The organism is Massilia sp. YIM B02769 (assembly GCF_030411995.1).
Classification (GTDB): domain Bacteria; phylum Pseudomonadota; class Gammaproteobacteria; order Burkholderiales; family Burkholderiaceae_D; genus Telluria.
The window spans coordinates 236,068-260,809 of the sequence record NZ_JASNRC010000005.1 but is presented as its reverse complement, the minus strand read 5'-3'; the positions used below and the strand labels follow the sequence as shown (position 1 = coordinate 260,809).

General features: G+C 65.9%; 23 protein-coding genes. 11 read left to right on the top strand and 12 right to left on the bottom strand.

Going from position 1 to position 24,742, the window contains the following annotated elements; translation table 11 throughout:
- The first annotated feature begins 98 nt into the window (after positions 1-98).
- Positions 99-470 (top strand): CzcE family metal-binding protein, encoded by a 372-nt coding sequence (locus QPK31_RS10235; protein ID WP_290422831.1) that lies wholly within the window; start codon positions 99-101, stop codon positions 468-470.
- A 4-nt stretch (positions 471-474) separates the two neighbouring features.
- On the opposite strand, the gene QPK31_RS10230 is transcribed toward QPK31_RS10235, so the two are convergent.
- Positions 475-1,803, bottom strand: a complete 1,329-nt coding sequence (locus QPK31_RS10230; protein WP_290422830.1) for an MFS transporter — start codon at positions 1,801-1,803, stop codon at positions 475-477.
- A 3-nt stretch (positions 1,804-1,806) separates the two neighbouring features.
- Complete coding sequence (locus QPK31_RS10225) at positions 1,807-2,661, bottom strand: SDR family NAD(P)-dependent oxidoreductase (protein ID WP_290422829.1); 855 nt, start codon at positions 2,659-2,661, stop codon at positions 1,807-1,809.
- Between the two features lie 187 nt (positions 2,662-2,848).
- On the opposite strand from QPK31_RS10225, the gene QPK31_RS10220 reads away from it, so the two are divergent.
- From QPK31_RS10220 to QPK31_RS10200, 5 genes are all read left to right on the top strand, one after another.
- On the top strand, positions 2,849-4,084 hold the full coding sequence (locus QPK31_RS10220; protein WP_290422828.1) for a TetR/AcrR family transcriptional regulator: 1,236 nt from the start codon (positions 2,849-2,851) through the stop codon (positions 4,082-4,084).
- A 246-nt stretch (positions 4,085-4,330) separates the two neighbouring features.
- A complete protein-coding gene (locus QPK31_RS10215) occupies positions 4,331-5,095 on the top strand; it encodes an SDR family NAD(P)-dependent oxidoreductase (protein WP_290422827.1) in 765 nt (254 codons plus the stop codon).
- A gap of 15 nt (positions 5,096-5,110) precedes the next feature.
- Positions 5,111-6,295: an acyl-CoA dehydrogenase family protein gene (locus tag QPK31_RS10210; RefSeq protein ID WP_290422826.1), complete on the top strand. Its 1,185-nt coding sequence runs from the start codon at positions 5,111-5,113 to the stop codon at positions 6,293-6,295.
- Between the two features lie 14 nt (positions 6,296-6,309).
- Entirely contained in the window at positions 6,310-7,431 is a 1,122-nt protein-coding gene (locus QPK31_RS10205; protein ID WP_290422825.1) for an acyl-CoA dehydrogenase family protein, read from the top strand.
- Between the two features lie 170 nt (positions 7,432-7,601).
- Positions 7,602-8,384 (top strand): hypothetical protein, encoded by a 783-nt coding sequence (locus tag QPK31_RS10200; RefSeq protein ID WP_290422824.1) that lies wholly within the window; start codon positions 7,602-7,604, stop codon positions 8,382-8,384.
- 102 nt (positions 8,385-8,486) lie between these two features.
- On the opposite strand, the gene QPK31_RS10195 is transcribed toward QPK31_RS10200, so the two are convergent.
- The 7 genes from QPK31_RS10195 to QPK31_RS10165 all read right to left on the bottom strand — a co-directional run bounded on the left by QPK31_RS10195 (position 8,487) and on the right by QPK31_RS10165 (position 15,762).
- Positions 8,487-9,662, bottom strand: coding sequence for an ABC transporter substrate-binding protein (locus QPK31_RS10195; protein WP_374045800.1), 1,176 nt, complete (start codon positions 9,660-9,662; stop codon positions 8,487-8,489).
- Positions 9,663-9,753: 91 nt separating this feature from the next.
- Complete coding sequence (locus QPK31_RS10190) at positions 9,754-10,461, bottom strand: ABC transporter ATP-binding protein (protein WP_290422822.1); 708 nt, start codon at positions 10,459-10,461, stop codon at positions 9,754-9,756.
- Positions 10,454-11,212 carry an ABC transporter ATP-binding protein gene (locus QPK31_RS10185; RefSeq protein ID WP_290422821.1) on the bottom strand — a complete coding sequence of 253 codons (759 nt, stop codon included), beginning with the start codon at positions 11,210-11,212 and terminating at the stop codon, positions 10,454-10,456. The genes QPK31_RS10190 and QPK31_RS10185 overlap by 8 nt, the downstream gene beginning before the upstream one ends.
- Positions 11,205-12,230 carry a branched-chain amino acid ABC transporter permease gene (locus QPK31_RS10180; RefSeq protein ID WP_290422820.1) on the bottom strand — a complete coding sequence of 342 codons (1,026 nt, stop codon included), beginning with the start codon at positions 12,228-12,230 and terminating at the stop codon, positions 11,205-11,207. Before QPK31_RS10180 ends, QPK31_RS10185 begins: the two co-directional genes overlap by 8 nt.
- On the bottom strand, positions 12,230-13,093 hold the full coding sequence (locus QPK31_RS10175; protein WP_290422819.1) for a branched-chain amino acid ABC transporter permease: 864 nt from the start codon (positions 13,091-13,093) through the stop codon (positions 12,230-12,232). The genes QPK31_RS10180 and QPK31_RS10175 overlap by 1 nt, the downstream gene beginning before the upstream one ends.
- Positions 13,094-13,182: 89 nt before the next feature.
- On the bottom strand, positions 13,183-14,301 hold the full coding sequence (locus QPK31_RS10170) for a Zn-dependent alcohol dehydrogenase (RefSeq protein WP_290422818.1): 1,119 nt from the start codon (positions 14,299-14,301) through the stop codon (positions 13,183-13,185).
- A gap of 30 nt (positions 14,302-14,331) precedes the next feature.
- On the bottom strand, positions 14,332-15,762 hold the full coding sequence (locus tag QPK31_RS10165; RefSeq protein ID WP_290422927.1) for an aldehyde dehydrogenase family protein: 1,431 nt from the start codon (positions 15,760-15,762) through the stop codon (positions 14,332-14,334).
- A gap of 496 nt (positions 15,763-16,258) precedes the next feature.
- Between QPK31_RS10165 and QPK31_RS10160 the strand changes: the two genes are divergently transcribed.
- Positions 16,259-17,077 (top strand): IclR family transcriptional regulator, encoded by an 819-nt coding sequence (locus QPK31_RS10160; protein WP_290422817.1) that lies wholly within the window; start codon positions 16,259-16,261, stop codon positions 17,075-17,077.
- 106 nt (positions 17,078-17,183) lie between these two features.
- Here QPK31_RS10160 and QPK31_RS10155 read toward each other — a convergent pair whose 3' ends face one another.
- On the bottom strand, positions 17,184-19,382 hold the full coding sequence (locus QPK31_RS10155) for a TonB-dependent siderophore receptor (protein WP_290422816.1): 2,199 nt from the start codon (positions 19,380-19,382) through the stop codon (positions 17,184-17,186).
- Between the two features lie 90 nt (positions 19,383-19,472).
- Here QPK31_RS10155 and QPK31_RS10150 point away from each other — a divergent pair, with 90 nt between their 5' ends.
- The gene (locus QPK31_RS10150; protein ID WP_290422815.1) at positions 19,473-20,300 is read left to right on the top strand and encodes a hypothetical protein; all 828 of its coding nucleotides are present in this window, start codon (positions 19,473-19,475) and stop codon (positions 20,298-20,300) included.
- On the opposite strand, the gene QPK31_RS10145 is transcribed toward QPK31_RS10150, so the two are convergent.
- Positions 20,281-21,498, bottom strand: a complete 1,218-nt coding sequence (locus QPK31_RS10145; protein ID WP_290422814.1) for a YeeE/YedE family protein — start codon at positions 21,496-21,498, stop codon at positions 20,281-20,283. The two genes, QPK31_RS10150 and QPK31_RS10145, sit on opposite strands and share 20 nt — an antisense overlap.
- Positions 21,499-21,717: 219 nt before the next feature.
- Here QPK31_RS10145 and QPK31_RS10140 point away from each other — a divergent pair, with 219 nt between their 5' ends.
- The 3 genes from QPK31_RS10140 (at position 21,718) to QPK31_RS10130 (ending at position 24,072) form a co-directional block, all read left to right on the top strand.
- Positions 21,718-22,695, top strand: coding sequence for a ferritin-like domain-containing protein (locus QPK31_RS10140; RefSeq protein ID WP_290422813.1), 978 nt, complete (start codon positions 21,718-21,720; stop codon positions 22,693-22,695).
- Between the two features lie 94 nt (positions 22,696-22,789).
- Positions 22,790-23,377 carry a sigma-70 family RNA polymerase sigma factor gene (locus QPK31_RS10135; protein ID WP_290422812.1) on the top strand — a complete coding sequence of 196 codons (588 nt, stop codon included), beginning with the start codon at positions 22,790-22,792 and terminating at the stop codon, positions 23,375-23,377.
- Entirely contained in the window at positions 23,374-24,072 is a 699-nt protein-coding gene (locus QPK31_RS10130) for an anti-sigma factor domain-containing protein (protein ID WP_290422811.1), read from the top strand. Before QPK31_RS10135 ends, QPK31_RS10130 begins: the two co-directional genes overlap by 4 nt.
- Positions 24,073-24,084: 12 nt before the next feature.
- Here the strand turns inward: QPK31_RS10130 and QPK31_RS10125 are convergent, their stop codons facing one another.
- Positions 24,085-24,540, bottom strand: a complete 456-nt coding sequence (locus QPK31_RS10125) for a PaaI family thioesterase (RefSeq protein ID WP_290422810.1) — start codon at positions 24,538-24,540, stop codon at positions 24,085-24,087.
- Between the last annotated feature and the right edge of the window lie 202 nt (positions 24,541-24,742).

Sequence of the window (24,742 nt, the reverse complement as noted above, 5' to 3'; positions counted from 1 at the left end):
CCTGCGATCTGCTGGACGGTATGGAACCCTCACCCTAAAACGCGCTCCAACGCCTTTGCCGGCGAACGCTTTCGTGCGCCGGCAGGGAGGAGTACGTCATGAAATGTCTAGTCATCGCGGCCCTGGCCGTGGTCATGGGCGCCTGCGCCCCGATCACGCCGCGCCAGGATCTGGTCGGCACGCCCGTGCCGGTGGACGCCGCCAGCCGCACCGTCAGCATCAGCCCCGCAACCCGCTACGTCAACGTCATCGGCGGCGACGTGGTGCGCTTCGAATCCGCAGGCCAGGCCTTTGCCTGGAACTTCAACGCCTGCCCGATCGTCAGTACGTTTGCCCTGAACCAGGTGGCGCCGAGCGGCATGCTCGACCACGAAGTCCTGGTCTACCTCATGCCCGACCCGCTCTACAACGAAGGAAGCGAACTGTATGCGCGCAGCCGGCTAGCCAATCCCTGGCATCTGGTCCACTAGGACTTTAGCCGGGGTCGGACGACATGCCCGCGGCGTCGCCCGCCGCGGCACGGGGTTCGCGCATGCGCAGCATCGCCACCAGCGACACCGCTTTCACGGCCACCGCGATCCAGAACACCAGCGCGAAGCCATACGCGTGGGCCAGCACGCCGCCGAGCAGCGGTCCGATGGCCATCATCAGGTGCGAGGCGGTGTCCGATACCGCGATCAGCATCGGCAGCTCCTGTTGTGAGCCGAACTCCAGCACGAAGTTCTGCGACGCGATCAGGTAGCCACCGATGCCCGCACCGAGGCCGCAGAACGCGATGATGAACAGCGTCAGGCTGTGCGAGGCCATCAAGGCCAGGGTCGAGACCAGCCACAGGCCCACGCTGAGCAGGAACACCAGGCGGTAGCCGCGCCTGTCTGCAATGCGGCCCCATGCCAGGTTGCTCACGGTTTGCGTGAGGAGAAAAGAGAGCGACAGGTAGCCAAGCGTGGCGCCGTCCAGGCCGACGAACTTGCCGGCGTGGATGGCATAGAAGGGCGCGGCCATCATGCCGAGGGCGGCGAGCGCGCGGGCGATGAAGAAGCGGGTGAACTGGCGGTCGCGGCGCAGGATGGCGGGGATGTCGCGCAGCCGCTGCATCAGGCTGGATGCGGCGCGCACGGCCAGCGACTCCGGCTCGCGCAGGAAGCTCAGCGCCGAGATGCCGACGCTGGTCAATATGAAGGCGACCATGAAGGTCGAGGCATAGCCGTTGCCGAAGGCGTTCGCCTCGACCAGGTGCTTGCCGCCGAAGTAGGCGACGACCGAGGCCGACAACCCGCCGAGGAAGTTGCGCATGCCGGCCAGCTCGCCGCGCCGCTTGGCGGGAATCACCTTCGCCATCACGAAGTTGAAGCTGACCGCCTGCATGCCCCAGAAGAAGCCGAACAGCGCCAGGAAGACGCACACGGCCACCAGCGCCGCATCGCCGTCGAGCAGGAAGCCGGACAGGGCCAGGCCCAGCACCTGCGCGCGCATCAGCCAGCCGACGCCGAACACCACCGGCATCACGCGTTTGCGGTGCTCGATGAGCGTGGCGCTCCAGATCGAGGACAGCGCCATGCCCAGCGACTGGCCGGCCAGGGCCAGGCCTACCGTCAGGTTCGATTGAGAGAGCAGGTAGATATAGGCAGGCACGAAGGTCGGCGCCGTGACCAGCCGGAAGCCGGTAACGCCGAGGAAGCCGTGGACCAGATTGGCGGCGTAGTTGCGCGGCAGGTCGCGGGCGACCTGGGCATCGTAGACCGCCTGTCGATCGTCGGCGCCGGTGGTTGCGTCAAGCTCGGGCGCCGCTTTGGTCGTCATGGCTTACTTGCTTTGGTGTCGCGGACGGGCGTTGGTGAGGTCGCTGATGCGTTCCCACTGCGCCGCCACGTCGTCGGCGCTCGATTGCGGGCCGAGGTCAACCCATGGGCTTTCGACGATGGCGGCCACGCTGAAGTTGCCGCCTGCCGCCTGCAGGATCACGCCGGTGGGCGCGTCGTCGCTGGCCAGGTAGACCACGCCCGGCACGATGTGCTCCGGGCCGAGCTTGTCGAACTGCTCTTGCGGCAGCAGGCCTTCGGTCATGCGCGTGGCGGCCACCGGCGAGATGGCGTTGATGCGGATGTCGCGCTTGGCGCCTTCGATTTTCAGCGTATTCATCAGGCCGACCAGGCCCATTTTCGCGGCGCCGTAGTTCGCCTGGCCGAAGTTCCCGTACAGGCCCGACGGCGAGGTCGTCATCACGATGCGGCCGTAACCCTGTTCGGCCATGATCGCCCACACAGCCTTGGTGCAGTTGAAGGCGCCGATGAGATGGACATCGAGCACGGCCTGCGCGTCGTCGAGTTCCATCTTGAGGAAGCTTTTGTCGCGCAGGATGCCGGCGTTGTTGACCAGGATGTCGATGCGGCCGAACGCGTCCAGCGCCTGCTGGACCATCGCGGCGACGCCGTCGCGGTCGGTGACGCTGGCGCGGTTGGCAATCGCTTCGCCGCCCATGGCCTTGATTTCCTCGACCACGGCGTCCGCCGCGCCGCCGGTGCCGCGCCCATCGGCCGCGCCGCCCAGGTCGTTGACGACCACGCGCGCGCCACGGCGGGCCAGTTCGAGTGCATAGCAACGACCGAGGCCGCCGCCGGCGCCGGTGACGATGGCTGTCTTTCCTGCGAAGCTGATCATGTGTCTCGCCTTTTTAGGGGTTATGGTATGTAGTGTGGAAAATCATAGCACGGTGCGGGTGGCTTGTAGTCGACCGGGCGACACATTTTAGAAAAATCGGTCTGCGCGCGTGGCGGTGAGTAATCGATGAGCACTTGTGTTTTTCGCCACGCTATAATGCGTGCTGCTCAACTGTTCCGGTGCCGCCATGGAAGAACCCATCAACGCCAGCCGCATGACGCAGCGCTACGTGCAAAAGCGCGAGGCCATCCTGCACGAGGCGGCGCGGCTGTTCAATGCACGCGGCATGAAGGGCGCCACGCTGTCGGACGTGGCCGCAGCCGTGGGCCTGAGCACCAACAGCATCACCTACTACTACAAGAAGAAGGAAGACCTGGTCGTCGCTTGCCTGCTGCGCTCGATCGAGACGGTGAGCGGCATCATTGCCCAGGCGGCCGAGGAGCCTGCGCCGGAAGGGCGGGTGCGCAGTTTCGTGCGGCTGTTCCTGGCGCGGTTGGCCGAGACCGCCACCGGCGGGGCCAGCGAAATGATGACCTTCCGCGACGTGCACGTGCTGGGTAGCCCGCACAGCGAGGTCGTGTTCGCCGCCTACATCGAGATGTTCCGCAGTTGCCGGCGCCTGCTGCTGCTCGGCCCCATCAAGCCGGCCAGGCGGTTGTCGCTGAATGCGCGCACCCATCTGCTGCTGACGCTGACGCTGTGGACGATGTCGTGGAGCGGGCGCTACGACCCCGAGGATTTCGGCATCGCGGCCGAGCGCATGGGCGACATCCTGATCGGCGGTATCCGTTCCGGCAAATCGGCATGGCGCCTTGGTGCGCTGGACACGGCCCTGACGGCGCCCCCAATGGCCGGCGACAGCGCCCAGGACGCGTTTCTTCGCGCGGCCACGGCGCTGATCAACGAGCAGGGTTACCGCGGCGCCTCGGTCGAGCGCATCTCCGCGCGCCTGAACGTGACCAAGGGCGCCTTCTACCACCACAATCCGAACAAAGAGGACCTGATCGCCGCCTGCTTCGAGCGCAAGTTCACGGTGATCCGCGAGATGCAGCGCGTGGCCATGGCCAGCGGCGGCTCGGGCTGGGACAAGCTGTGCGCCGTGTCGCGCGCGTTGGTGCGGTATCACTTCTCGGAGCATGGCCCGCTGCTGCGCACCTCGGCGTGGAGCGAACTGCCGGACGACATTCGCGAAGCCAAGCTGACTGCCACGGCGCAGCTGGACCAGCGTTTCGTGAGCATGCTGGTGGAGGGCATGCAGGACGGGTCGATCCGGCCGCTGGACCAGGCGATTGCGGGGGCACTGGTGAGCGGGATGGTGAATGCGGCGGTGCTGCTGGATCGCTGGGTGGAAGACGTGAATGGCGAGAATGCGTTGGAGTTGTTTGTGCGGCCCTTGTTCGAAGGGCTTCTTGTGGAAGCCTGATTTTTAGTAAATGCGGTATCGCATAATTCGCGTGTCCGAGGGAGTAGTCTAGATTTTTTCGCAAGATGGGTATTGCGCAGCATGGCAGAGCGCGATAACGTAGGGTGGGCGCCCCGTGCCCACGCGTGAACGTTGCGTCGTGTTGGCCGCTTTGATTAGCCAACACCATGCGAACGTCACGCGTGAGCACGGGGCGCCCACCCTACCGAGCACGCGTCGCCGTGCCAAACACAATGGAGGAGACACATGTCACTGTTCGACCTGAGCGGTAAAGTCGCCATCATCACCGGTTCCTCGCGCGGCATCGGCCGTGCGATCGCGGTGCGGATGGCGGAGCAGGGAGCCAAGGTAGTCATCTCGTCGCGCAAGGAAGCCGCCTGCGCAGAGGTCGTCGCCGAAATCACCGCAGCCCACGGCGAAGGCCGCGCCATCGCCATCCCGGCCAACATCTCGTCGAAAGAAGACCTGCAGCGTCTGGTCGACGAGACGAACAACACCTTTGGCCAGGTCGACATCCTGGTCTGCAACGCGGCTTCGAACCCGTACTACGGTCCGATGGCCGGCATCGCCGACGACCAGTTCCGCAAGATCCTCGAGAACAACGTCCTCGCCAACCACTGGTTGATCAACATGGTCGCGCCCCAGATGATCGAAAGGAAGGACGGCGCCATCATCATCGTCTCCTCGATCGGCGGCCTGCGCGGCTCGCCCGTCATCGGCGCCTACAACGTCTCGAAAGCGGCCGACATGCAGCTGGCGCGCAACCTGGCCGTCGAATTCGGCCCGCACAACGTGCGCGTGAACTGCATCGCCCCGGGCCTGATCAAGACCGACTTCGCGCGCGCCCTCTGGGAAGACCCGGCGCGCCTGAAAGAAGTCAACGAGCGCGCGCCGCTGCGCCGCATCGGCGACCCCGACGAAATCGCCGGCACCGCCATCTACCTGGCCTCGCGCGCAGGCAGCTTCGTCACCGGCCAGAACATCGTGGTCGATGGCGGCGTGACCATTTGATCCGAGGAGAGACACATGGATGAACTCTTAGCCTTTCGCCAGGAAGTCCACGCCTGGCTGAAAGAATTCTGCCCGCCCGAGATGCGCCTGCCGATGGCCGGCGACGACGAGATCACCTGGGGCGGCCGCCGCATGCAGTTCAAGTCCGAGGCCCAGCGCACCTGGCTTGAACGCATGGCCGCCAAGGGCTGGACCGTGCCCGAGTGGCCGACCGAATACGGCGGCGCCGGCTTGTCGCGCGAGCAGGCCAAGGTGCTGCGCCAGGAGATGGCCTCGCTCGGCTGCCGCGTGCCGCTGCAAAGCTTCGGCATCTGGATGCTGGGCCCGGCGCTGCTGAAGTACGGCAGCGAAGAGCAGAAGCGCGAACACCTGCCGCCGATCGCACGCGGCGAGATCCGCTGGTGCCAGGGCTATTCGGAGCCGAACGCCGGCTCCGACCTGGCCTCGCTGCAGACCCGCGCCGAAGACCGCGGCGACCACTTCGTCGTCAACGGCCAGAAGGTCTGGACCTCGTACGCCGACAAGGCCGACTGGATCTTCTGCCTGGTGCGCACCGACCCGACGGCCAGCAAGCACACCGGCATCAGCTTCGTCCTGTTCGACATGGCGACACAGGGCGTGTCGACCCGGCCGATCACCCTCATCTCGGGCAAGTCGCCGTTCTGCGAGACCTTTTTTGATGACGTACGCGTGGAGAAGCGCAACCTGGTGGGCGAGCTGAATGGCGGCTGGACGATTGCCAAGTACCTCTTGACCCACGAGCGCGACATGATCGGCGCGATGGGCGAAGTGGCGCAGCCGCCGAAGCTGGGGCAGTTCGCCGTGGAGTCGATCGGCCTGGACGAACAGGGCCGCCTCGACGAACCGGTCCTGCGCGCCGACATCGCGCGCTTCGAGATCGACGAAGTGGCGTTCCGCCTGCTGCTGGAACGCAGCGGCGACCTGGCGCGCCAGGGCAAGGTGCATCCGGCGTTTTCGTCGGTGCTGAAGTACTACGGTGCGGAGCTGAACAAGCGGCGTTACGAACTCTTGATGGCTGCTGGAGGCAGCGTGGCGCTGGAGTGGGAGGGCGAGCGTAGCCACGGTGGCGAGATCGCGCGCGAATGGCTGCGCGCAAAAGCCAACTCGATCGAGGGCGGCACCAGCGAAGTGCAGCTGAACGTCATTTCGAAACGCATCCTCGGCCTGCCGGGCGCATAACAACGGAGCACAACATGGCATTGGTACTGAACCAGGAACAGGACATGCTGCGCGAGAGTGCGCTGCAATTCATGAAGGAACGCGCCCCGGTGGCGCAACTGCGCGGCTTGCGCGACAGCCGCAGCGACGAAGGCTTTTCGCGCGAGACGTGGGCCAGCTTTGCCGAGATGGGCTTTACCGGCGTGCTGGTGCCGGAAGAATTCGGCGGACTGGGATTGGGCATGGTGGAAGCCGGCGCGATCATGGAAGCCATCGGCCGCAACCTGACGGCGGTCCCGTTCTTCTCGACGGCGGTACTGGGCGCATCAACGCTGGCGCGGCATGGCAGCACGGCGCAAAAGGAACGCTGTCTTCCGGCGATTGCCAGCGGTGAGATGCTGGTGGCGCTGGCGGTAGACGAATCCGTCAAGCACCGGCCCGAGAAGGTGGCGTTGCGCGCCGAGCAGGATGGCGACGGCTATGTCCTGCGCGGCGAGAAGGTCTTCGTGGTCGATGGCCACGTCGCCGACCAGCTGATCGTCTCCGCGCGCACTGGGGACGGCGTTACCCTGTTCCTGGTTGACGGCGCGGCGCAGGGCGTGCGGCGTGACCGCAGCATCATGGTCGATGCACACAACGCGGCGCGCATCGTGTTCGATTGCGTACGCGTAGGCAGCGATGCCGTCATCGGCGAGATCGGGCAAGGCGCCGAACTGCTGGACGGCGTGCTCGACATCGGCCGCACCGCGCTGGCCGCCGAGCTGCTGGGCATTGCTGAGGAAGCTTTCGAGCGTACCGCCGGCTACCTGAAGGAGCGCCGCCAGTTCGGCCAGATCATCGGGGAATTCCAGGCGTTGCAGCACCGCGCATCCACGCTCTACACCGACATCGAGATCACGCGAGCACTGGTGCTGGGCGCGCAGCAGGCGCTCGATGAAGCTGCGCCAAATGCGGCGGCGCTGGTGTCGGCTGCCAAGGCACGCGCCGGCACCACGGCCACACTGGCGGTGCAGGAAGGCGTGCAAATGCACGGCGGGATCGGCATGACCGACGAGTTCGAGATCGGCTTCTTCATGAAGCGCGCGCGCGTGGTCGAGGAAATGCTGGGCGATGCGCGCTTTCATACGGACCGCTGGGCGCGCCTGAAAGCGTATTAGCCGCCTGTGCCGGCAAGCCGGCGCCTGGATCGGCGCCGCGCTATCGCATGCGTGGTCCACTGGTGATCGTGATAGTTATTTATTCGACATCTTGATGCGATAATGTCGTGCCACTCATCCATGGCAACGCGGTCCACGTGCCGCGGCATCCAGTCACCAGAGGGTTCGAAATGAAAAGCAGGTTGATTTCGCTTGTGCCGGCTCGCCGGCTTGCCGCATTGTCGCTGTTCGCATTGGCCCATACTGCTTGCGTGCCCGGAGCGGCTGCAGCACCCGCAGTGTCTCCGGGTGGCCTGTATGTCGGCTACTACCAGGAAGACGCGCTGACCAATCCCGAAGACCCGACGCCGGGCGCTTTCGTGCTCAAGCTGCCGGAGGAGGACGCTGCATTCGGTGGCGCCATGTATTTCACCTTCGTCGGCTGCCAGAGCAGCAATGTGGGCGCGGTCAAGGGTATCAAGGCTGGCACGGCGTTGACGGGCACCTGGTCCGGCACGATCGACAATAGCGCCCAGTCCGGCGCATACACCGGCACCTACGACAAGGCGAGCGGCGCCTTCAAAGGGACCTACTCGGTTTCCGCCGGCAAGCAGCTCAAGAATATCGAAGGATGTATCCAGTACTACATCGCGCCCAAAGGGGCGTGGGAAATGTACGCCGTCGAGCAGAACCAGCCGGCCAGCTTCAAGCTCGATCTGGCCGGTGGACAGGTGTCCTGGCGAGCGGTGACGAACACGGCGATGACACTGGTGTACGTGATCGACACGGCCGTGGCCCTCGCCGGAAGCGGCAATCCGATCAAGGTACAGACGATCCTGCCTGGCCCTGTCACCAAATTCGACTTGCGCGGTGCGAAGCTGGCCAAGGGCAAGGAATACATCGTGGTTGCGCTGGCCAATACTGCCAAGGCGCAGCGTGCTGCATTCGCGAGCAAGCGTTTCGTGGCGCCTTGAGACCACCGCTGGATGAACTGCAAATACGAACAGGGCCGTCACCAGCGTTGGTAACGGCCCCGTGATCGGAACGGACAGCCAGGCCGGCTGTCCGTGATGCGCTTACTTCCCGGCGTTCAGGGCGCGCAGGAACTGCCCCTTGATCTTCCCGCCTTCAACCGTCCCCAGGATCACGTTGGCAATCGTCCCGCCCTTGCTATCGAGCCCATCGATATCGTTCGGGTTGTACTCCGCCGGCAGCGTCGTATACGCCTTCTCCATCTGCGCACGAATCTTCTCCGCATCGGTCGTGGTACCCGCCAGCTTCATGGCCGCCACGGTCGCGTGCACGGTCGAGTAGTTCAGGCTGATCTCGGTGCTCGGGTCCTTGCCGGGATTGAGCTTGCGATAACGCTGGGTGAAGGCCACCGCTTCCGGACGATCGTCGTTCGCCAGCGGCATCACGCCGATCGAGCCTTCCAGCGGCGCGATGCCGCCGACCACCTTGGCCATCTCGTCGATCTTGGCCTGGTCGAGGATGATGAAGCCGCCCTTGAAGCCCAGTTCGCGCGCCTGCTTGGCCACCAGCGCGGTCGGCTCCGACGCGCCGCCGATGAACATGACGTCCGGTTTCGCCTGCATGGCGCGGCTCACGCCGCTGTAGAAGTCGGTCGCCTTGTTATAGGACATCGGGTTCTCGGCCACGACCTTGCCGCCTTGCGCTTCCCACACCGGCTTGAAGGCCGCCGACCAGGCTTTCGCGTAGTCGTGGTCGGCCTGGACCATGGCGACGTTCTTGCCATGCTTGGCCATCATGGCCTTGGTGAACGGCATGATGTAGCCGGTGAAGTCAGGCGGGATGCGGATGGTCAGCTTGTTGCCGCGGTCGGTCACCTGCGGCAGGCTGGTGTAGGCCAGCAGCAGCACTTTCGATTTTTCGTTGAAGGCCTGGACCGCGAACACGCCGCCCGAGTGCGGCACCAGTACGGCGGCGGTCTTGTGCTGCTGGACCAGGCGCTGGACGTTGATGCCGGTTTCGGCCGGGTTGTACTTGTCGTCCAGCGCCACGATCTCGACCTTGTAGCGCTTGCCGCCGATTTCCAGCGGCTTGGCGTTGATCTCGGCCGCGGCCATCTCCATGCCCGACAGGACGTTCTTGCCGTACAGGGCGGCGCCGCCGCTCAGTGGGCCGGAGAAGCCGATCTTGATGACTTCCTGGGCGTGGGCTGCGCCTCCGGCAAAAGCGACCGCTGCGGCGGCAGCGGCGAGGAGGGTGCGGCGGGTAAGCTTGGCTTGCACTTGCATGGTGGTGTCTCCTTGGTTTTGCTTGTTGTGGGTGCTACTCATGAATACTCTGTCGAATCCGGTCCGGCCGTCAAGCGCCGCGAATTTAAGCGCCAATATACGCACGCCGCACCTGGGCGTTGTTCAGCAGCTCCTCGCGCCCACCTTCGAGCACGATGCGGCCTTGTTCGATGACGTAGGCGCGGCTGGCGATGTTCAGCGCCGCATATGCGTTCTGCTCGGCCAGCAGCACCGTGGTGCCGGCCTTGTTGATGCGCGCGATGATCTCGAACATCTGCTTCACCACCAGCGGCGCCAGGCCGAGCGAGGGTTCGTCCAGCAGCAGCGCTTTCGGGCGGCCCATCAGGGCGCGGCCGATGGCCACCATCTGCTGCTGGCCGCCGCTCAGCGAGCCGGCCGGCATGTCCTTCTTCTCGTGCAGGATAGGGAACAGCTCGAACACTTCGTCCAGCGTGCGCTGGGTGCCCTTGCTGTCGCCGCGGTGCACGTAGGCGCCGAGCGTTAAATTCTTCAGCACCGACATGCCGGGGAAGAGCTTGCGGCCCTCCGGGCAGTGGACCAGGCCATCGGCCACGATCTGCGAGGGCTTGCGGCCCACCAGGTTCTGCGATCCGAAGTGGATGCTGCCGGATGAGGCCTTGTTCAAGCCGCTCATGGTGAGGAAGATCGAGCTTTTGCCGGCGCCGTTCGAGCCGAGCAGCACCACCAGCTCGCCCTCGTCGGCGTGCAGGGTTACGTCGTGCAGGGCGCGGAAACTCCCATAAGAGAGATTCACCTTGTCGAGTTTAAGCATGTTCGCTCCCCAGGTAGGCTTCGATCACGACCGGGTTCGAACGGATTTCGGCGGGCGTGCCTTCGGCGATGCGCTCGCCGTAGTTCAGCACCAGGATCTTGTCGGCCAAATTCATGATCATGTCCATCTTGTGTTCGATCAGGCAGATCGTCAGGCCGCTGTCGGCCATCTTGCGGATCAGGCGCGCCAGTCCCTCGGTTTCTTCCGGGTTCACGCCGCCGGCCGGTTCGTCCAGCAGCAGCAGGCTCGGGTCGGTCGACAGGGCCAGGGCGAAGGCAACACGCTTGCGTTCTTCCTGCGAGATGTCGCCGGCGATGCGCGATTCGATGTGGGCCAGGCCCACGAAGTCGAGCGCGGCGCGTGCCTTTTCGCGGCAGCGGCGTTCTTCTTCCTTCATGCGGCGCGTGCCGAGCACGGCGTCGACCAGGGTCGAGCCGGTGCGCAGCCGGTGGCCGACGATCAGGTTATCGAGCACGGTGGCGGTGTCGAACAGGGTCGTGGTCTGGAAGGTGCGCGCCATGCCGCGCCGCGCCACCTGGTCGGCGCGCAGGCCGGTCACGTCCTCGCCCTTGAAGATCACCTTGCCCGAGGTCGGTGCGATCGCTCCGCTGATCAGGTTGAAGAAGGTGGTCTTGCCGGCGCCGTTCGGGCCGATGATGGCGTTGATGGTGCCCGGTTCGCAGCTCGCGCTGACGTTGTTCACCGCGCACAGGCCGCCGAAGCGCTTGGTGAGGTTGTCGATCTTAAGCATGCGTTGCTCCTTGCTTCGGTGCCGGCTGCGCGCTGGCCATATCGGCCGATGGCACTGGCGCCGCCGGCGCACGCAGCGCCGCCTTGCGGCGCTGGCGGTTCAGGTAAGTGCCGACGATCCCGTACGGCAGGAAGATGACGAGCAGGACCAGCACCGGGCCGAACACCACGAAGCGGTATTCCTGCAGCACCTGCAGGTACTGGGTCAGCCACGGAATCGAGATCGCGCCGAGCAGGGGCCCGAGCAGGGTGCCGATGCCGCCGATCAGCATGTACATGGTCATGTCGAAGGTGTGCTCGACGCCGGCGATGCCGGGGCCGAGGAAGCGCACGTAGCCGGCATACAGGCCGCCGGCCAGGCCGGAGAAGAACACCGACAGCATGAAGGCGAGCAGCTTGTTGCGCATCAGGTTGATGCCGAGGGCCTGCGCCAGGTCGTCGCCGTTGCGGATCGCCATGAAGGTGCGGCCCAGCAGCGAGTGCACGATGCGGTGCATGATCCACAGGCTCGCGACCAGGAAGAACAGCACCAGGTAGTACTGGGTGCGCGCTTCGGAGAAATCCAGCGGGCCGATGTTCTCCGGCGCCGGGATGCCCATGATGCCCACGGTGCCGTGGGTCAGGCTTTCCCACTTCTCGATCACCAGGTACATGATGTAGCCCACGCACAGCGTGAAGATCGAGAAGAAGTGGGTCTTCAGGCGCAGCGACACGATGCCGACGAAGAAGCCGAGGAAGGCCGCGACGAAGCCGGACAGGCCGAAGGCCAGCCAGAACGACATGCCATGGTCCACCGTCAGGATGCCGACCGTGTAGGCGCCGACGGCCATGAAGCCGCTGTGCGCCAGGTTGAACTGCCCGGTGTAGCCGGTGATGAGGTTCAGGCCGATGGTGGCGATCGCGTAGATGTAGGCTGTCGACATCACGGTGAGGTGGTAGTCGTTACCGGCCATGAAGGGAAAGGCCAGCGCCAGCGCCAGCAGGAGCAGCCATCCGGTTGCGGGGCGAATCAGCTTCATCAGTGTGCTCCCTTGGCGAACAGGCCCTGCGGACGTACCGACAGGATCAGCACCAGCAATGCAAAGGCGATGATGTCCTTGTAGTCGGTCGAGATGTAGAAGGCGCCGAAGGCTTCGGCAAAGCCGATGATCAGGCCGCCGACGATGGCGCCCGGCACGCTGCCCATCCCGCCCAGCACGATGATGACGAAGGCCTTGGTGATGACCAGGTTGCCCATCGAGGTGTAGACCAGGTTGATCGGTGCGTACAGCACGGCGGCCACGCCGGCCAGGGCGCCGGCGATGGCGAAGGTGAGCATCGCCACGCGGGTGGCGTCGATGCCGACCAGGGCCGCGCCTTCGCGGTTCTGGGCCATGGCCACGATGGTGGCGCCGGTGACGGTCTTCTTCAGGAACAGCTGCAGCAGCACGACCAGGAAGAAGGCGGCGCCGATGATCAACAGGCGCTGGGCCGGCATGGTCAGGCCGCCGAAGGTAAGGATCTCGTTATACGGCGTGGCCATGCGGTGGAAGTCCGCGCCCCAGATGGCTTGCGCGCCGGCTTCCAGGAACAGCAGGATGCCGATCGAGGCGATCATGTGGTGCAGGTAGGGGGCGTTACGCAGCGGGTGGAACACCAGGCGTTCCGACACCACCGAGATCAGGGCGACCACGACGGCGGCGCCCAGCATGCCCCACCAGTAGTTCAGGCCGAGCTTATCGATAATGTAGAAGGCGGCATAGGCGCCGGCCATGTAGAAGGCGCCGTGCGCGAAATTGGGTACGTGCAGGATGCCGTACACCAGCGTGAGCCCGAGCGCGACGAGGCTGTACACGCCGCCCAGGGTGAGTCCGTTGAGGACCTGTTGCAGGAAAAGCTCCAAAATGTGTCTCCATTGTTTTCTATGTGCGCCTCTTGGGGCGCGCATTTATGTATGCCGTACTGCTTTTGGATGCCGTGCTGGGAAGCGGATTACTCGAACATGATGACCCCTCGTGCGTTGCGGCCTTCGGCCAGGTCGGCAAATGCCTGTGGCGCTTCGTCGATGCGGTAGCGGCGGGTGATGAGTTCGTCGAGTTTCAGGCGCTTTTCGCGGTAGAGGGCCAGCAGGCGCGGGAAGTCCTGGCGCGGGCGGGCCGAACCGAAGTAGCTGCCGGTGAGGGTCTTTTCTTCGAACGTGAGGCTGCCGGTGCGCACGGTGGTGGTGTCCTTCGGCGAGGCCACGCCCACCGCCACGGCCGTGCCGCCCTTGGCCAGCACGCCGTAGGCCTGGGCCACGATCTCTCCCTTGCCGACGCACTCGAAGGCGTAGTCGGCGCCGCCGCCGGTGAGCTTCTTCAAGGCCTTGACCAGGTCAGGCGTGGCGGCGTTCAGTACGTGGGTGGCGCCGAATTCCTTGGCCATCTCGAGCTTGGCGTCGGACATGTCGACTGCCACGATGGTGGCGGCGCCGGCGATGCGGCAGCCCTGGATCGCGTTCAGGCCCACGCCGCCGCAGCCGAATACAACGGCGATCGACCCTGGTTCCACCTTGGCCGTGTTGACGGCAGCGCCGACGCCGGTCATCACGCCGCAGCCGACCAGGCAGGCGCGGTCGAGCGCGACGTCCTGGGCGATCTTGACGACGTTATCGACGTGCAGGGTGGCGTATTCGGCCATCACGCCGCAGCCGGAGAAAATGTTGAGGGGCTGGCCGTCGAGACCGCGCGTGCGCACGGTGCCGTCGGGCAGCGAGATTGCGGCTTTCGCGGCCTGGTCGCACAGTTGCGGGCGGCCGGTCTGGCACCAGCGGCACTTGCCGCACATGCTGACGAAAGAGCTGAGCACGTGGTCGCCGACCGCGTATTCGGTGACGCCTTCGCCGACCCGCACCACGACGCCGGCGCCTTCGTGGCCGAGCACGAGCGGGGCCGGCATCGGGATGGTGCCGTTGGTGGCCGACAGGTCGCTGTGGCAGATGCCGCAGGCGGCCATCTTGATCATCACTTCGCCGCGGCGCGGGTATTCGACCTCGATCTCTTCCACCACCACGGGTTTGCCGGTGGTGCGGCACACGACCGCTTTGGCGCGCTGGTGCTTCGTTTCACTCATCTGCTTCTGTCTCCTTTCTGGCGCGCATGCTTACTTCTGCACGCGGCATTGCAGCGATTTGTATTCGAGGAATTCGTCCAGGCCGTAGCTGCCCAGTTCGCGGCCATTGCCGGATTGCTTGTAGCCGCCGAAGGGCGCCTGGCCATTGAAGCCGCCGCCGTTGATGTCGACCTGGCCGGTGCGCAGGCCGCGCGCCACCTGAATGGCGCGATCGTCGCTGCCGGCCCATACCGCGCCGCCCAGTCCATACGGCGTGCCATTCGCGATGCGTACGGCTTCGTCTTCGGTGCGGTAGGTGATGATCGACAGGACCGGGCCGAAGATTTCTTCCTGGGCGATGGTGCTGTCCGGGTGCACATGGCCGAAGACGGTCGGTTGCACGTAGTAGCCGGCTTCCAGGCCGGCCGGTGCATCGGCGCCGCCGCACAGCAGTTCGGCGCCGTCTTCCAGACCGGCGCGGATGTAGCCGCGCACGCGGTCGCGCTGGGCTTCCGACACCAGTGGGCCGAGACGGGAACCGGGCAGCAAAGGGTCGCCCACGGTAAAGGATTTCGCGCCGTCGACGGCGAGGCGGGCCGCTTCGTCATAGCGCGCTTCCGGTACCAGCATGCGGGTGTGGGCAGAGCAGGTCTGGCCGCTGTTCAGGAAGCAGGCGTTCAGCGTTCCTTTCACGGCGGCGGCCAGGTCGGCGTCGTCCAGGATCACGGCGGCCGACTTGCCGCCCAGTTCCAGCGTCACGCGCTTGATGGTGCCGGCGGCGACCTCCGAGATGCGGCGGCCGGCGCGGGTCGAGCCGGTGAAGGAAACCATGTCGACGTCGGGATGGCGCACCAGCGCTTCGCCGATGCCGGGGCCGTAGCCGCTGACGAGATTGAAGACGCCCGGCGGCAGGCCGGCGCCTTCGATGATCTCGGCCAGCACGAAGGCGTTCAGCGGTGCGATTTCCGAGGGTTTCAGGATCACGGTGCAGCCGGCGGCCAGCGCGGCGCCGACCTTGGCGGCGATCTGGTGCAGCGGGTAGTTCCAGGGCGTGATGCAGGCCACCACGCCGACCGGTTCGCGCAGCACGCGCGAATGGCCGACCGTGTGCTCCCATTCGAATGCGGTCACCATCTTCGCGTAATTGGCGAAGGTGGCGGTGGGCGAGCCGACCTGGATCATGTTCGCCAGTTTCAGTGGCATGCCGACTTCGCGGGCGATCAGGTCGGCCAGTTCGTCGGCGCGCTCGCGCAGGCCGGCGGCGATCTTGTCGAGATAGGCGCCGCGTTCCTGCGGAGTGGTGATGCTCCAGCGTTCGAAGGCTGCACGGGCGGCAGCGACGGCGGCGCCGGCGTCGGCATCGACGCCTTCCGGGATGCGGCCGATCACACGCTCGTTCGAGGACTGGATGACATCGATGCTGCCATGGCCGCGCGGTGCGATCCAGCGGCCATTGATGAAGACGTGTTCGTGAACGCGCAATGCGTCGCCAGGTGGAGAGGAGGGCGTGGCCTCGCGGCCGGTGGTTTCGTTCGTGCTCGACTGAACCTGAGCTAATGCCATGCTTCTGACTCCTGTGCGCGAGCCCTCGCGAGCTCATGGGTATTCAGATCATTTGTTTTGCTAGGTGAAACAAAGCGATGTAAAATGGAACGAAAAAAGAATACGATACTTTTGCAACGGTAGCAACGGTTTGTTCATCAATACCGCGGAGCCGTAGGGTGGGTTCTGGAACCCACCGCGTTGAACATGCGATCTGCTGCACTATTTGGCCAAGGTGGTTGGCGTTTCGATCGAACGGGTGCCGCATCGGTGGGATCGAGATCCCACCCTACGAAACCATCGCGATGCATTCCATTTTGGTTTCATCGACGAACAAACCGGTCCAGTTTGCCACGCGGAATCCCTCTCGCATAGAGCCTTCGCTGTCATAACAAAAGAAATCGTCGGATCACCGTTTTCACACCTGGGGTAAGCCATGCAATTGAGCGAATCACACCGCACCGCCGACGACGCCGAACCGGCCGACAGCCCGGACGCATCGAAGACCACCGAGGACCGCTACTACATCACGGCCCTCGCACGCGGGCTCGAGGTGCTGGCCTGCTTCCGCTCGGCCGACAAGGGCTTGACCAACCAGCAGATCGCCGAGCGCTGCGGCCTGCCCAAGTCCACCGTCACGCGTTTCACCTACACCCTCACCAGGCTCGGCTACCTGACCCAGGAAACCGGCGGGCGCTACATGCTCGGCACCGCCACGCTGGGCCTGGGCAGCGCGATGCTGGCCAGGCTCGACATCCGCCAGCTGGCGCGGCCGATGCTGCAGGAGTTGGCCGATTTCTCGGGCACCACGGTGTCGATCGCGATGCGCGACCGCCTGTCGATGATCTACGTGGAAGTCTGTCGCAGCACGGCGGCGCTGTCGCTGTCGCTGCAGGTCGGCTCGCGCATGCCGCTGGCGGCGTCGGCCATCGGCCGCGCCTACCTGGTCAAGGCTTCCGAGCAGGAGCGCAAGGATATCCTCAGCCGCTGCCTGGAACTCGACGAACTCGCCTTCACGGCCATGAAGGACGGCCTGGACAAGGGCCTGCGCGACTACGCCCAGTACGGCTGCGCCACCTCGTTCGGCGAGTGGCAGAAGGACGTCAACGGCATCGCGGTCGGCTTCTTCCCGATCGGCGGCAGCCAGCTGATGTCGGTGAACTGCGGCGGCCCGTCGTCGAGCGTATCGAAGGAATTCCTGCTGCAGGAAGTGCGGCCGCGCCTGATCGAAATCGCCTCCCGCCTGGAATCCTGAAAGCCGGGGTCAGGTCTGACATTCAGACACGAGCTCGACCGTAAGGCGCGAAACGGCATGCTTAAAGCTGAGTCCGTGTCCGAATGTCAGACCTGACCCCGGCTGTTCAGAAGCGGGTTTCCAGCGTGACCCGCGCGGTTGTGCGGCCTGGGTAGATGCTGGTGCGGCGCAGGGTGCCGTTTTCGTCCACATAGCGCGAGTCGCCGATGAAGTCCTGGGCCAGGAGGTTCGACAGCGCCATGCGCAGCTGGTATTGCGGGTTGAATTTGTAGAGCGCGTACATGTCGAGGTCGCGGCGCACGCTCTGGTAGCCGTACTGGTCGACGTTGATGCGTACCGGGCCGCCGCTCTTGAAGGCAAAGCTGGAGCCGGCGCTCAGCTTGCCGCCGCGCGCGCGCCAGTCGACGCCGAGGGTGGCGGAGAAGGGCGTCTGCTGGTCGAGGCGGTTGTCGGGGCCGGGCACGGCGTCCACGCGCGACCAGTTGCGCGAGACGCTGGCGCGCAGGTCGATATCGGGCACGTTCTCCCGGATCGACGATAGCGGGAACTTCGCTTCGAGTTCGAGGCTGCGCGTGGTGGCGCTGCCGTCGTTCACCGGTGTCTGGATCCAGCGGCCGTTTTCCACGACCAGACCCTGGCGCGTGTAGTCCTGGATGCGGCGCACCGAAACGCTGGCACTCAACAAGGCCTTCTCGGCCCAGTAATGCTCGTAGGAGGCGTCGATGCCGGTCGCCAGTTCCGGCTTCAGGTCCGGGTTGCCGCGGTAGTCGGGATCGGTCTGGCTGTTGTTCGGCGTGGTGAAGCGGCGCGGGATCAGGTTGCTGGCCGACGGCGCCTTGTAGGTGCGCGTCAGCGCCAGGCGCACCTGGTCGCGGCTGTCGGGCAGTTTGTACAGGGTCTGCGCCAGCGGGCTCCAGACGCTGCTGCGGTTGCGCGTGGCGCCGAAGGTGTTGCCTTCGCTGGTCGTCTCCAGGCCTTCCCAGCGCAGGCCGGCGTACATCGACCAGCGCGGCGTGACGCTCCATTCGTCCTGGGCGAACACGGCCAGGCGTTCGATCCGCGACTGGTAGCGCTCGTTGGCAAAGGCGTCACGTCCGGCCGCGGGGAAGGATTCGTCCTCGACGCGCGCATCGTTGCGGCGCGTGAGGCCGCCGTCCCAGCCGGCCGACAGCGCATGACCGGTGCGCCAGGTGGTGGCGTACTTGCCGGTCGAGCTCAGGCCACGCTCCGAAGTCTTGCTCCACACCGTGGATTCGCGCGCCAGCGGGCCGCCGGCGTAGTCGAACTCGCGCCAGGTGCCGCGGTTGCGCATGCCGCTCACGCCGACTTTCACATCCAGCTTGGCGCCGCTCGCCAAAGCATGGGTCCAGTTCAGGTCCGAGCGCAGGAAGGCGTTGTTCGCGCGGTTGTTGGTGTCGCGCACGTCGTAGAGCGGCGGGCGGCCGAGCAGGGTGCTGGTCGCGCCATCGCCATGAAAGCTGTTCTGGTTGTAGTTGAAGATGTTCTGCGAGGTGAGCGTGTCGCCGTTCTCGCCGGTCCAGTTCAGGCGCGGCGCCAGGTTCAGGTTCTTCGAGCGGCCACGGTCTTCCTGCGCGGTGCGGCGCAGCAGGAACAGTTCGTCGGCCAGCGTACGCTGCGATTCCTCGACCGGCGACGCGCGGTCGAATTCGTAGGCCGACGCATTCGCGCTCAGCGAGTACGACAGCTTGCCGGCGCGGTCCGACAGCTGCAGGCTGGCGTTCGGGTTGGTCGTGTCCGCGCTTTTCCCCACGCCGAGCTTCAGTTCGCGCTGCGCCTTCCTGACGGTCTTCTTGAGGACGATGTTGATGGTGCCGGCGATCGACTGGGTCGAGAACTCGGCGCTGGCCGCCGGCAGGATCTCGATACGCTCGATGACGTCGGGCGAGAGCTGGTCGATCGAAAAGCCGGCCGGGGCGCGCTCGCCATTCAGCAGGATCTGCGTGTAGCCGCTGCCCAGGCCGCGCATGCGGATCTCGCCGCCGCGCCCGGACGCACCGCTGACGGTGATGCCGGGCAGGCGCTTGAACACGTCGAGCACCGAGGTGTCGCCGTAGCGCTGGATTTCTTCGCTCGACACCACGATGCGGCTGGCGGTGTCGTCGCGCCGCGCGTCATAGGTATTCGCGCCCTTGACTTCGACGCGCTGGATTTTTTCCGGCTGGGGCTTGGCGCTGTCCGCGCTGATCGGCCTCGCCTCTTTTCCGGCATCGACAGGAGCGTCGACGGATTGGGCAAACGCGGGCTGGGCGGCAAGGCAAAGAACGGCAAGCGAAGTACGGAACATGAGGCGGTACGCTGGAATTCGACGGTGCGATATTCTCGCCCAGTTCGGCCGTCAGCAGTTACTATTATTTAACTACAAGGAGAGCATTTCATGCGTGTGCCCGCGTCGTTCGTCCCGCTTCTGGTGATCGCGGCCGCCCTGGTTAGCCTGATGGCGATGCATGTATCCGGCGCGCCGAACGGCAGCCTCGCTGTGCAGGCGATCGCCTTCGGGCTGGCGGCGCTGCTGGCCCTGCCGAAGCGCATGGCAGCGTGGATCGAAAGCCTCGATGCGCGCTGGCTGGGCGGCGCCATCCTGCTGGTGGCGGTTGCGGTGCTGGTTGCCGGCGTCGAGATCGATGGCGCGCGCCGCTGGCTGCGCATCGGGCCGGTGCTGGTGCACCCGGCCAGCCTGCTGGGTTCCATCCTGCTGCTGGCCCTGGCCCGCGCACCGGGGAATGCGTGGTGCATGCTGTTGGCCGGCGCCGCGATTGCCTGCTTCGGCCTGGGGAACGATGGCGCAGCCAGCCTGGCCTTTGCGCTTGGCTCAACCGCATTGCTGCTCGTGGAAAGGAAGGCGTGGAAAACGCTGCTGCCGCTGTGCGTGCTGGCCTGGTGCCTGGCGGCCTGGGGCTGGACCCGGCCGGATACCCTGGCGCCGGTGCCCTGGGTCGAGCTGATCGTCTCGCACACCTGGACGGCGTCGGCGCTGCTGGGCATCGCGGCCAGCGTGCTGCTGGTCATGCTGCCCTTGCCCTTCGTCCTTGCCGCCCTTGAGCCCCGCCAGCGCGGCGCCGGCGTGGCGCTGGCGGGATTCTGGAGCGGCCTGCTGCTGGCAGGCCTGGTGGGGAACTACCCGGTACCGGTGATCGGCTATGGCGCCTCACCGGTCATCGGCTGGGTGCTGGCCCTGCGGCTGCTCAGCAGCCGCTCGCCTTGATGCGCTCGACTTCGAGGCCGAACAGCGGACGCAGGCGGGTGCCGAGCACGTTGCCGGCAAACGCGAACACCAGCCACAGCCAGCCGTGCAGGCTGCCCGAGATGATGCCGCTGAAGTAGGCGCCGATGTTGCAGCCGTAGGCCAGGCGGGCGCCGTAGCCCAGCATCAGGCCGCCGACGACCGCGGCGATGAGCGAGCGCAGCGGCAGGCGCCATACCGGCGCGTAGCGGCCTGCCAGGGCGGCGGCCAGCATCGCGCCGAGCACGATGCCGATGTCCATCACCGTGGTCACGTCCTTCGACAGCGGCGCAGCCAGCGCGGCCGCATTCGCCTTGGTCGACCAGTAGGTCCAGCTGGCGACGTCGATGCCGATGGCGCTTGCCGCCTTGGCGCCCCACAGCGCAAAGGCCGAGGTCACGCCCCATGGGCGGCCCGCCAGCGCCAGCGTGGCGAAGTTCAGCACCACCAGGGCGATGGCGCCGGCCACCAGTGGCCACGGTCCATAAATCCACGATGCGCCGCGTGCCGTCGGCGTGCTCGGATTGACCAGGCGGCCATGGCGGCGCTTCTCGACGATCACGGTGATGCCGGCAATTGCCGCGAACACGGCAAAGTTCAGCAGCAGCGCCGGCAGCAGGCCAAGTTCGGTGACGAGCGAAATCGGCTTGAGCTGCGGCAACGAGGTCCAGTAAGGCATGTGGGCGGTCGCGATCACCGAGCCGATGATGAAGAACAGCAGGGTGACCAGCATGCGCGTGCTGCCGCCGCCCACCGTGTACAGCGTGCCCGAGGCGCAACCGCCGCCCAGCTGCATGCCGATGCCAAAGATGAAGGCCCCAATCACCACCGAGGTGCCGGCCGGCGACACCAGGCCCGAGACCGGCGTGCCGAACAGCGTGCCGGCAGCGAGGGCAGGGAAGAACAGCGCCACGCCGACGGCGAGCATGATCATCTGCGCGCGCAGGCCAGCGCCGCGGCCGTCGGCGATGAAGACGCGCCAGGCCGAGGTGAAGCCGAAGGCGGCGTGGTAGAGAGCGACGCCGAGCAGGGCGCCGACGATGTACAGCGCCGCCTGGCGTGCGTCGACCACCTGCAGCAGGTACAGGGCGCCGACCAAAATGAGGAAAAGAGAGGCCGCGAGCGGCTTCGGGTTGCTGCCGATCCGCGACGGCGCGGACAAGGATGCTGAATTGGACATGTCGTGAAGGAGCGTAATGACGTAACCCGCTATTTTCGCGCTTTTTACCTTTTCGTGCTGGAGGCCGCCAGAATCGGCACAAGCGAAATAGTTGAATCCGAACGGCGGGCCGCTGCGTACATGGTGTACGGCCCGCGGTTCTGTCCCCGATTATTTCCGGTGTGACACAAGGCGTGCGGCCCATGCTGTTCCCGACGTCTCACCAACCGGAGAAATGCCATGACGGACACGAACCTCACCCTTGCCTTACTCGAATCCCGCAAGCAGAAAATCGAAAAACGCCGCTCCTTCTTCAAGAATGTCGGCGGCCTGAGCGTCGGCCTGGTCGGCGGCACCTTCCTCAGCGCCTGCGGCGGCTCGGTGCACGACGCCATCGCGCAGGCCGCGCAGCCAACCGACACCGACATCCTGAACTTCGCCCTGAACCTCGAATATCTGGAGGCCCAGTTCTATTCGTATGCCGTTTTCGGCACCGGCCTCGCCGCCAACCTGGTGACCGGCAGCGGCAACCAGGGCGCCGTCACCGGCGGCAAGCAGGTGCCGTTCAAAGACCCGCTGGTGGCGCAGTATGCCAAGGAGATCGCCCAGGATGAAATCGCGCATGTCGGCTTCCTGCGCCGGACGCTCGGCGCGGCCGCGGTGGCGCAGCCGGCCATCGATATCGGCGGCACGGATCCGAACGGCGCATTTTCGAACGCGGCGCGCGCGGCCGGCCTGGTGGGCCCTGGCGTCGCCTTCGATCCGTATGCCAGCGACGAGAACTTCCTGCTGGGCGCCTTTATCTTCGAGGACGTCGGCGTCACGGCCTATAAAGGCGCGTCGCCGCTGATCCAGAATAAAACCTTCCTCGAGGCGGCGGCCGGCATCCTGGCCGCCGAGGCCTACCACGCGGGCCTGGTGCGAACCGTGCTGTACGCGAAAGGGCTGAGCACCCCGACGCTGCGCACGGCGGCCGGGGCGATCTCGGATGCGCGCGACAGCCTCGATAACTCGGCCGATGTCGACCAGGGCATCGTGACGGCCGGCGACGCCAGCGTCTCGAACATCGTTCCGCTCGACCGCGACGGGATCGCCTTCAGCCGGACCCCGGGCGACGTACTGAACATCGTGTATCTGACCAAGGAATCGGTGACGATGGGCGGTTTCTTCCCGCGCGGCGCCAACGGTACGCTGAACATGAGCAGCGCCTACGCCTGACCGATCAGCCCAGCCGTACGCGGCGGACACGCGGCCTGTGCTACTTTCGGTGAACGCGCGCATTTCGGCGTGCGCATCACCGACAAGGCTTGCAGTGACCGATCTTCACAGTCCCGATCCGGCGCAGTTGCGCGCCTGGCTGCTTGGCGCGGCCAGGCGCGAACCGGCGGCGTTCCGCCTCCTGTACGACGCCACGTCGCCGCGGCTGTACGGCTTTGCCTTGCGCATCCTGGGCAAGCCGGAACTGGCCGAGGAAGCCTTGCAGGATGGCTTCGTCGCGATCTGGGACCACGCGGGCAGCTACGAGACCGCGCTGGCCGCGCCGCTGACCTGGATGGCCACCATCGTGCGCCACAAGGCGCTCGACCTGCTGCGCCGCAGCGGGCATGCGCTGATAATCGACGCCGGCCGTTTCGACAGCGAGGTGCTGGAGGCCGCGCGCGACCCGGGCGCGACGCCGCCGGAGGCATTGGCCACGAGCCGCGAGGCGCGCCGCCTGGCCTGGTGCCTGTCCACGCTCGACGGGATGCAGCGGCAGGTGGTTGGGCTGGCCTTTTTCCACGACCTGTCGCACAGCGAGGTGGCGCAGCAGCTGGCGCTGCCGCTGGGGACCGTCAAGACCTGGATACGGCGCAGCCTGGAGCGCCTGAAGACCTGCCTCGCCAGGGGAGACTTGCCATGAACTTGCGCGACAAGCCGGTTCTGCGCGACAAACTCGCGGCCGAATACGTGCTCGGCACACTGAAGGGTCACGCCCGGCGCCGTTTCGAAGGCCATCTGCACGGCGACGCGGCATTGCGCCGCCTGGTGGCCGAGTGGCAGGAGCGCCTGCTGCCGATGGGCGAGCTCGTGCGAGCGCAACAGCCGCACCGGCGGGTCTGGCGCGGTATCGCGCGGCGCCTGGACCTGGACAGTGCGCGCCCGGGCCGGCGCTTCCGGCGCGTCGACTCGCTACGTTTCTGGCGCGCGCTCGGCGGGTTGTCGACGCTGGCGGCGCTGCTGCTCGTGGCGGTGCTGGCGGGGGGCGTGCTGGAGCGCCCACGGCCCGACTATATCGCCACCCTCGCCGACGACAAGGCGCAACCGGTGCTGCTGCTCAGCGGCGATAGCCGGCGTGGCGACCTGAGCGTGCAGCTCGTGGGCGAGGTGTCGCTAGCGGCCGACAAGAGCCTGCAGCTGTGGGCCGTGCCGAAGCAGGGCAGTCCGCGTTCGCTCGGCGTGCTGCCCGGCCGCGCCGCAACGCTGGACTTGAACAGCGCGGCGATCGGCGCCGACGTCGCGATGCTGGCCGTGTCGCTCGAACCGCGCGGCGGGTCGCGCGACCCGAATGGCCCGAGCGGGCCGATCCTCTACAAGGGCAACTGGGTCCGCCTGTAGTTATGCAGGCCTTCAGTAACCCTTGGCCAGCTGCTCCGGCGTAAGCGCATTCATCACCGCAAACACGCCGCTTGCGCGCAGGATGCGTTTCGTCCCGACCTGCAGGTAGCAGTTGGCAAACGCCACGCGTCCGCCCAGCTTCTGGATATCCACATGGGCCTCGACCCAGTCGCCCGGCCGGGCGGCGTCGACGAAGTCGGTGCTCAGGTTGACCGTGACGAAGGACTGGCGCCCTTCGCAATGCATGGTCAGGCCGAGGCCGAGCGCCGAATCGGCGAGGCTGGCCAGCATGCCGCCGTGGGCGATGCCGCGCATGTTGGTGTGGTTCTCGGTGATGCGCATGCCGATGATGATGGCGCCGTTCTCGCGGCTGCAATACAGGTCGCCGAGGTTGGCCATGTAAGGGCCGCCGCGTTTCAGGCGTTCGAAGCCTGCAGGCACGTCCGTGCCGATGTCCACTGATGTCATGTTTGAGCCTTGTGCGCCGTTCTACAGTCGGCGTCTCGATTCTGCACAGTAAAACACGCGCGCCATGGTGTCAACCCTGCAATACGCTGTGCCGAAAATACCATTTCGCTCTGCGGTTCGCGCATTGTCTTCCGAATTTCGCACTGCTACACTCGGCCGTAGTCAATCCCGATCTTCAAAACCGGTTTTTGCTCTGCGATAC

Bases quoted from the DNA above. Each gene is read 5' to 3' on its own strand.
- QPK31_RS10235 (WP_290422831.1), top strand. From the start codon at position 99: ATGAAATGTCTAGTCATCGCGGCCCTGGCCGTGGTCATGGGCGCCTGC.
- QPK31_RS10230 (WP_290422830.1), bottom strand. From the start codon at position 1,803: ATGACGACCAAAGCGGCGCCCGAGCTTGACGCAACCACCGGCGCCGAC.
- QPK31_RS10225 (WP_290422829.1), bottom strand. From the start codon at position 2,661: ATGATCAGCTTCGCAGGAAAGACAGCCATCGTCACCGGCGCCGGCGGC.
- QPK31_RS10220 (WP_290422828.1), top strand. From the start codon at position 2,849: ATGGAAGAACCCATCAACGCCAGCCGCATGACGCAGCGCTACGTGCAA.
- QPK31_RS10215 (WP_290422827.1), top strand. From the start codon at position 4,331: ATGTCACTGTTCGACCTGAGCGGTAAAGTCGCCATCATCACCGGTTCC.
- QPK31_RS10210 (WP_290422826.1), top strand. From the start codon at position 5,111: ATGGATGAACTCTTAGCCTTTCGCCAGGAAGTCCACGCCTGGCTGAAA.
- QPK31_RS10205 (WP_290422825.1), top strand. From the start codon at position 6,310: ATGGCATTGGTACTGAACCAGGAACAGGACATGCTGCGCGAGAGTGCG.
- QPK31_RS10200 (WP_290422824.1), top strand. From the start codon at position 7,602: ATGAAAAGCAGGTTGATTTCGCTTGTGCCGGCTCGCCGGCTTGCCGCA.
- QPK31_RS10190 (WP_290422822.1), bottom strand. From the start codon at position 10,461: ATGCTTAAACTCGACAAGGTGAATCTCTCTTATGGGAGTTTCCGCGCC.
- QPK31_RS10185 (WP_290422821.1), bottom strand. From the start codon at position 11,212: ATGCTTAAGATCGACAACCTCACCAAGCGCTTCGGCGGCCTGTGCGCG.
- QPK31_RS10180 (WP_290422820.1), bottom strand. From the start codon at position 12,230: ATGAAGCTGATTCGCCCCGCAACCGGATGGCTGCTCCTGCTGGCGCTG.
- QPK31_RS10170 (WP_290422818.1), bottom strand. From the start codon at position 14,301: ATGAGTGAAACGAAGCACCAGCGCGCCAAAGCGGTCGTGTGCCGCACC.
- QPK31_RS10160 (WP_290422817.1), top strand. From the start codon at position 16,259: ATGCAATTGAGCGAATCACACCGCACCGCCGACGACGCCGAACCGGCC.
- QPK31_RS10155 (WP_290422816.1), bottom strand. From the start codon at position 19,382: ATGTTCCGTACTTCGCTTGCCGTTCTTTGCCTTGCCGCCCAGCCCGCG.
- QPK31_RS10150 (WP_290422815.1), top strand. From the start codon at position 19,473: ATGCGTGTGCCCGCGTCGTTCGTCCCGCTTCTGGTGATCGCGGCCGCC.
- QPK31_RS10145 (WP_290422814.1), bottom strand. From the start codon at position 21,498: ATGTCCAATTCAGCATCCTTGTCCGCGCCGTCGCGGATCGGCAGCAAC.
- QPK31_RS10140 (WP_290422813.1), top strand. From the start codon at position 21,718: ATGACGGACACGAACCTCACCCTTGCCTTACTCGAATCCCGCAAGCAG.
- QPK31_RS10130 (WP_290422811.1), top strand. From the start codon at position 23,374: ATGAACTTGCGCGACAAGCCGGTTCTGCGCGACAAACTCGCGGCCGAA.
- QPK31_RS10125 (WP_290422810.1), bottom strand. From the start codon at position 24,540: ATGACATCAGTGGACATCGGCACGGACGTGCCTGCAGGCTTCGAACGC.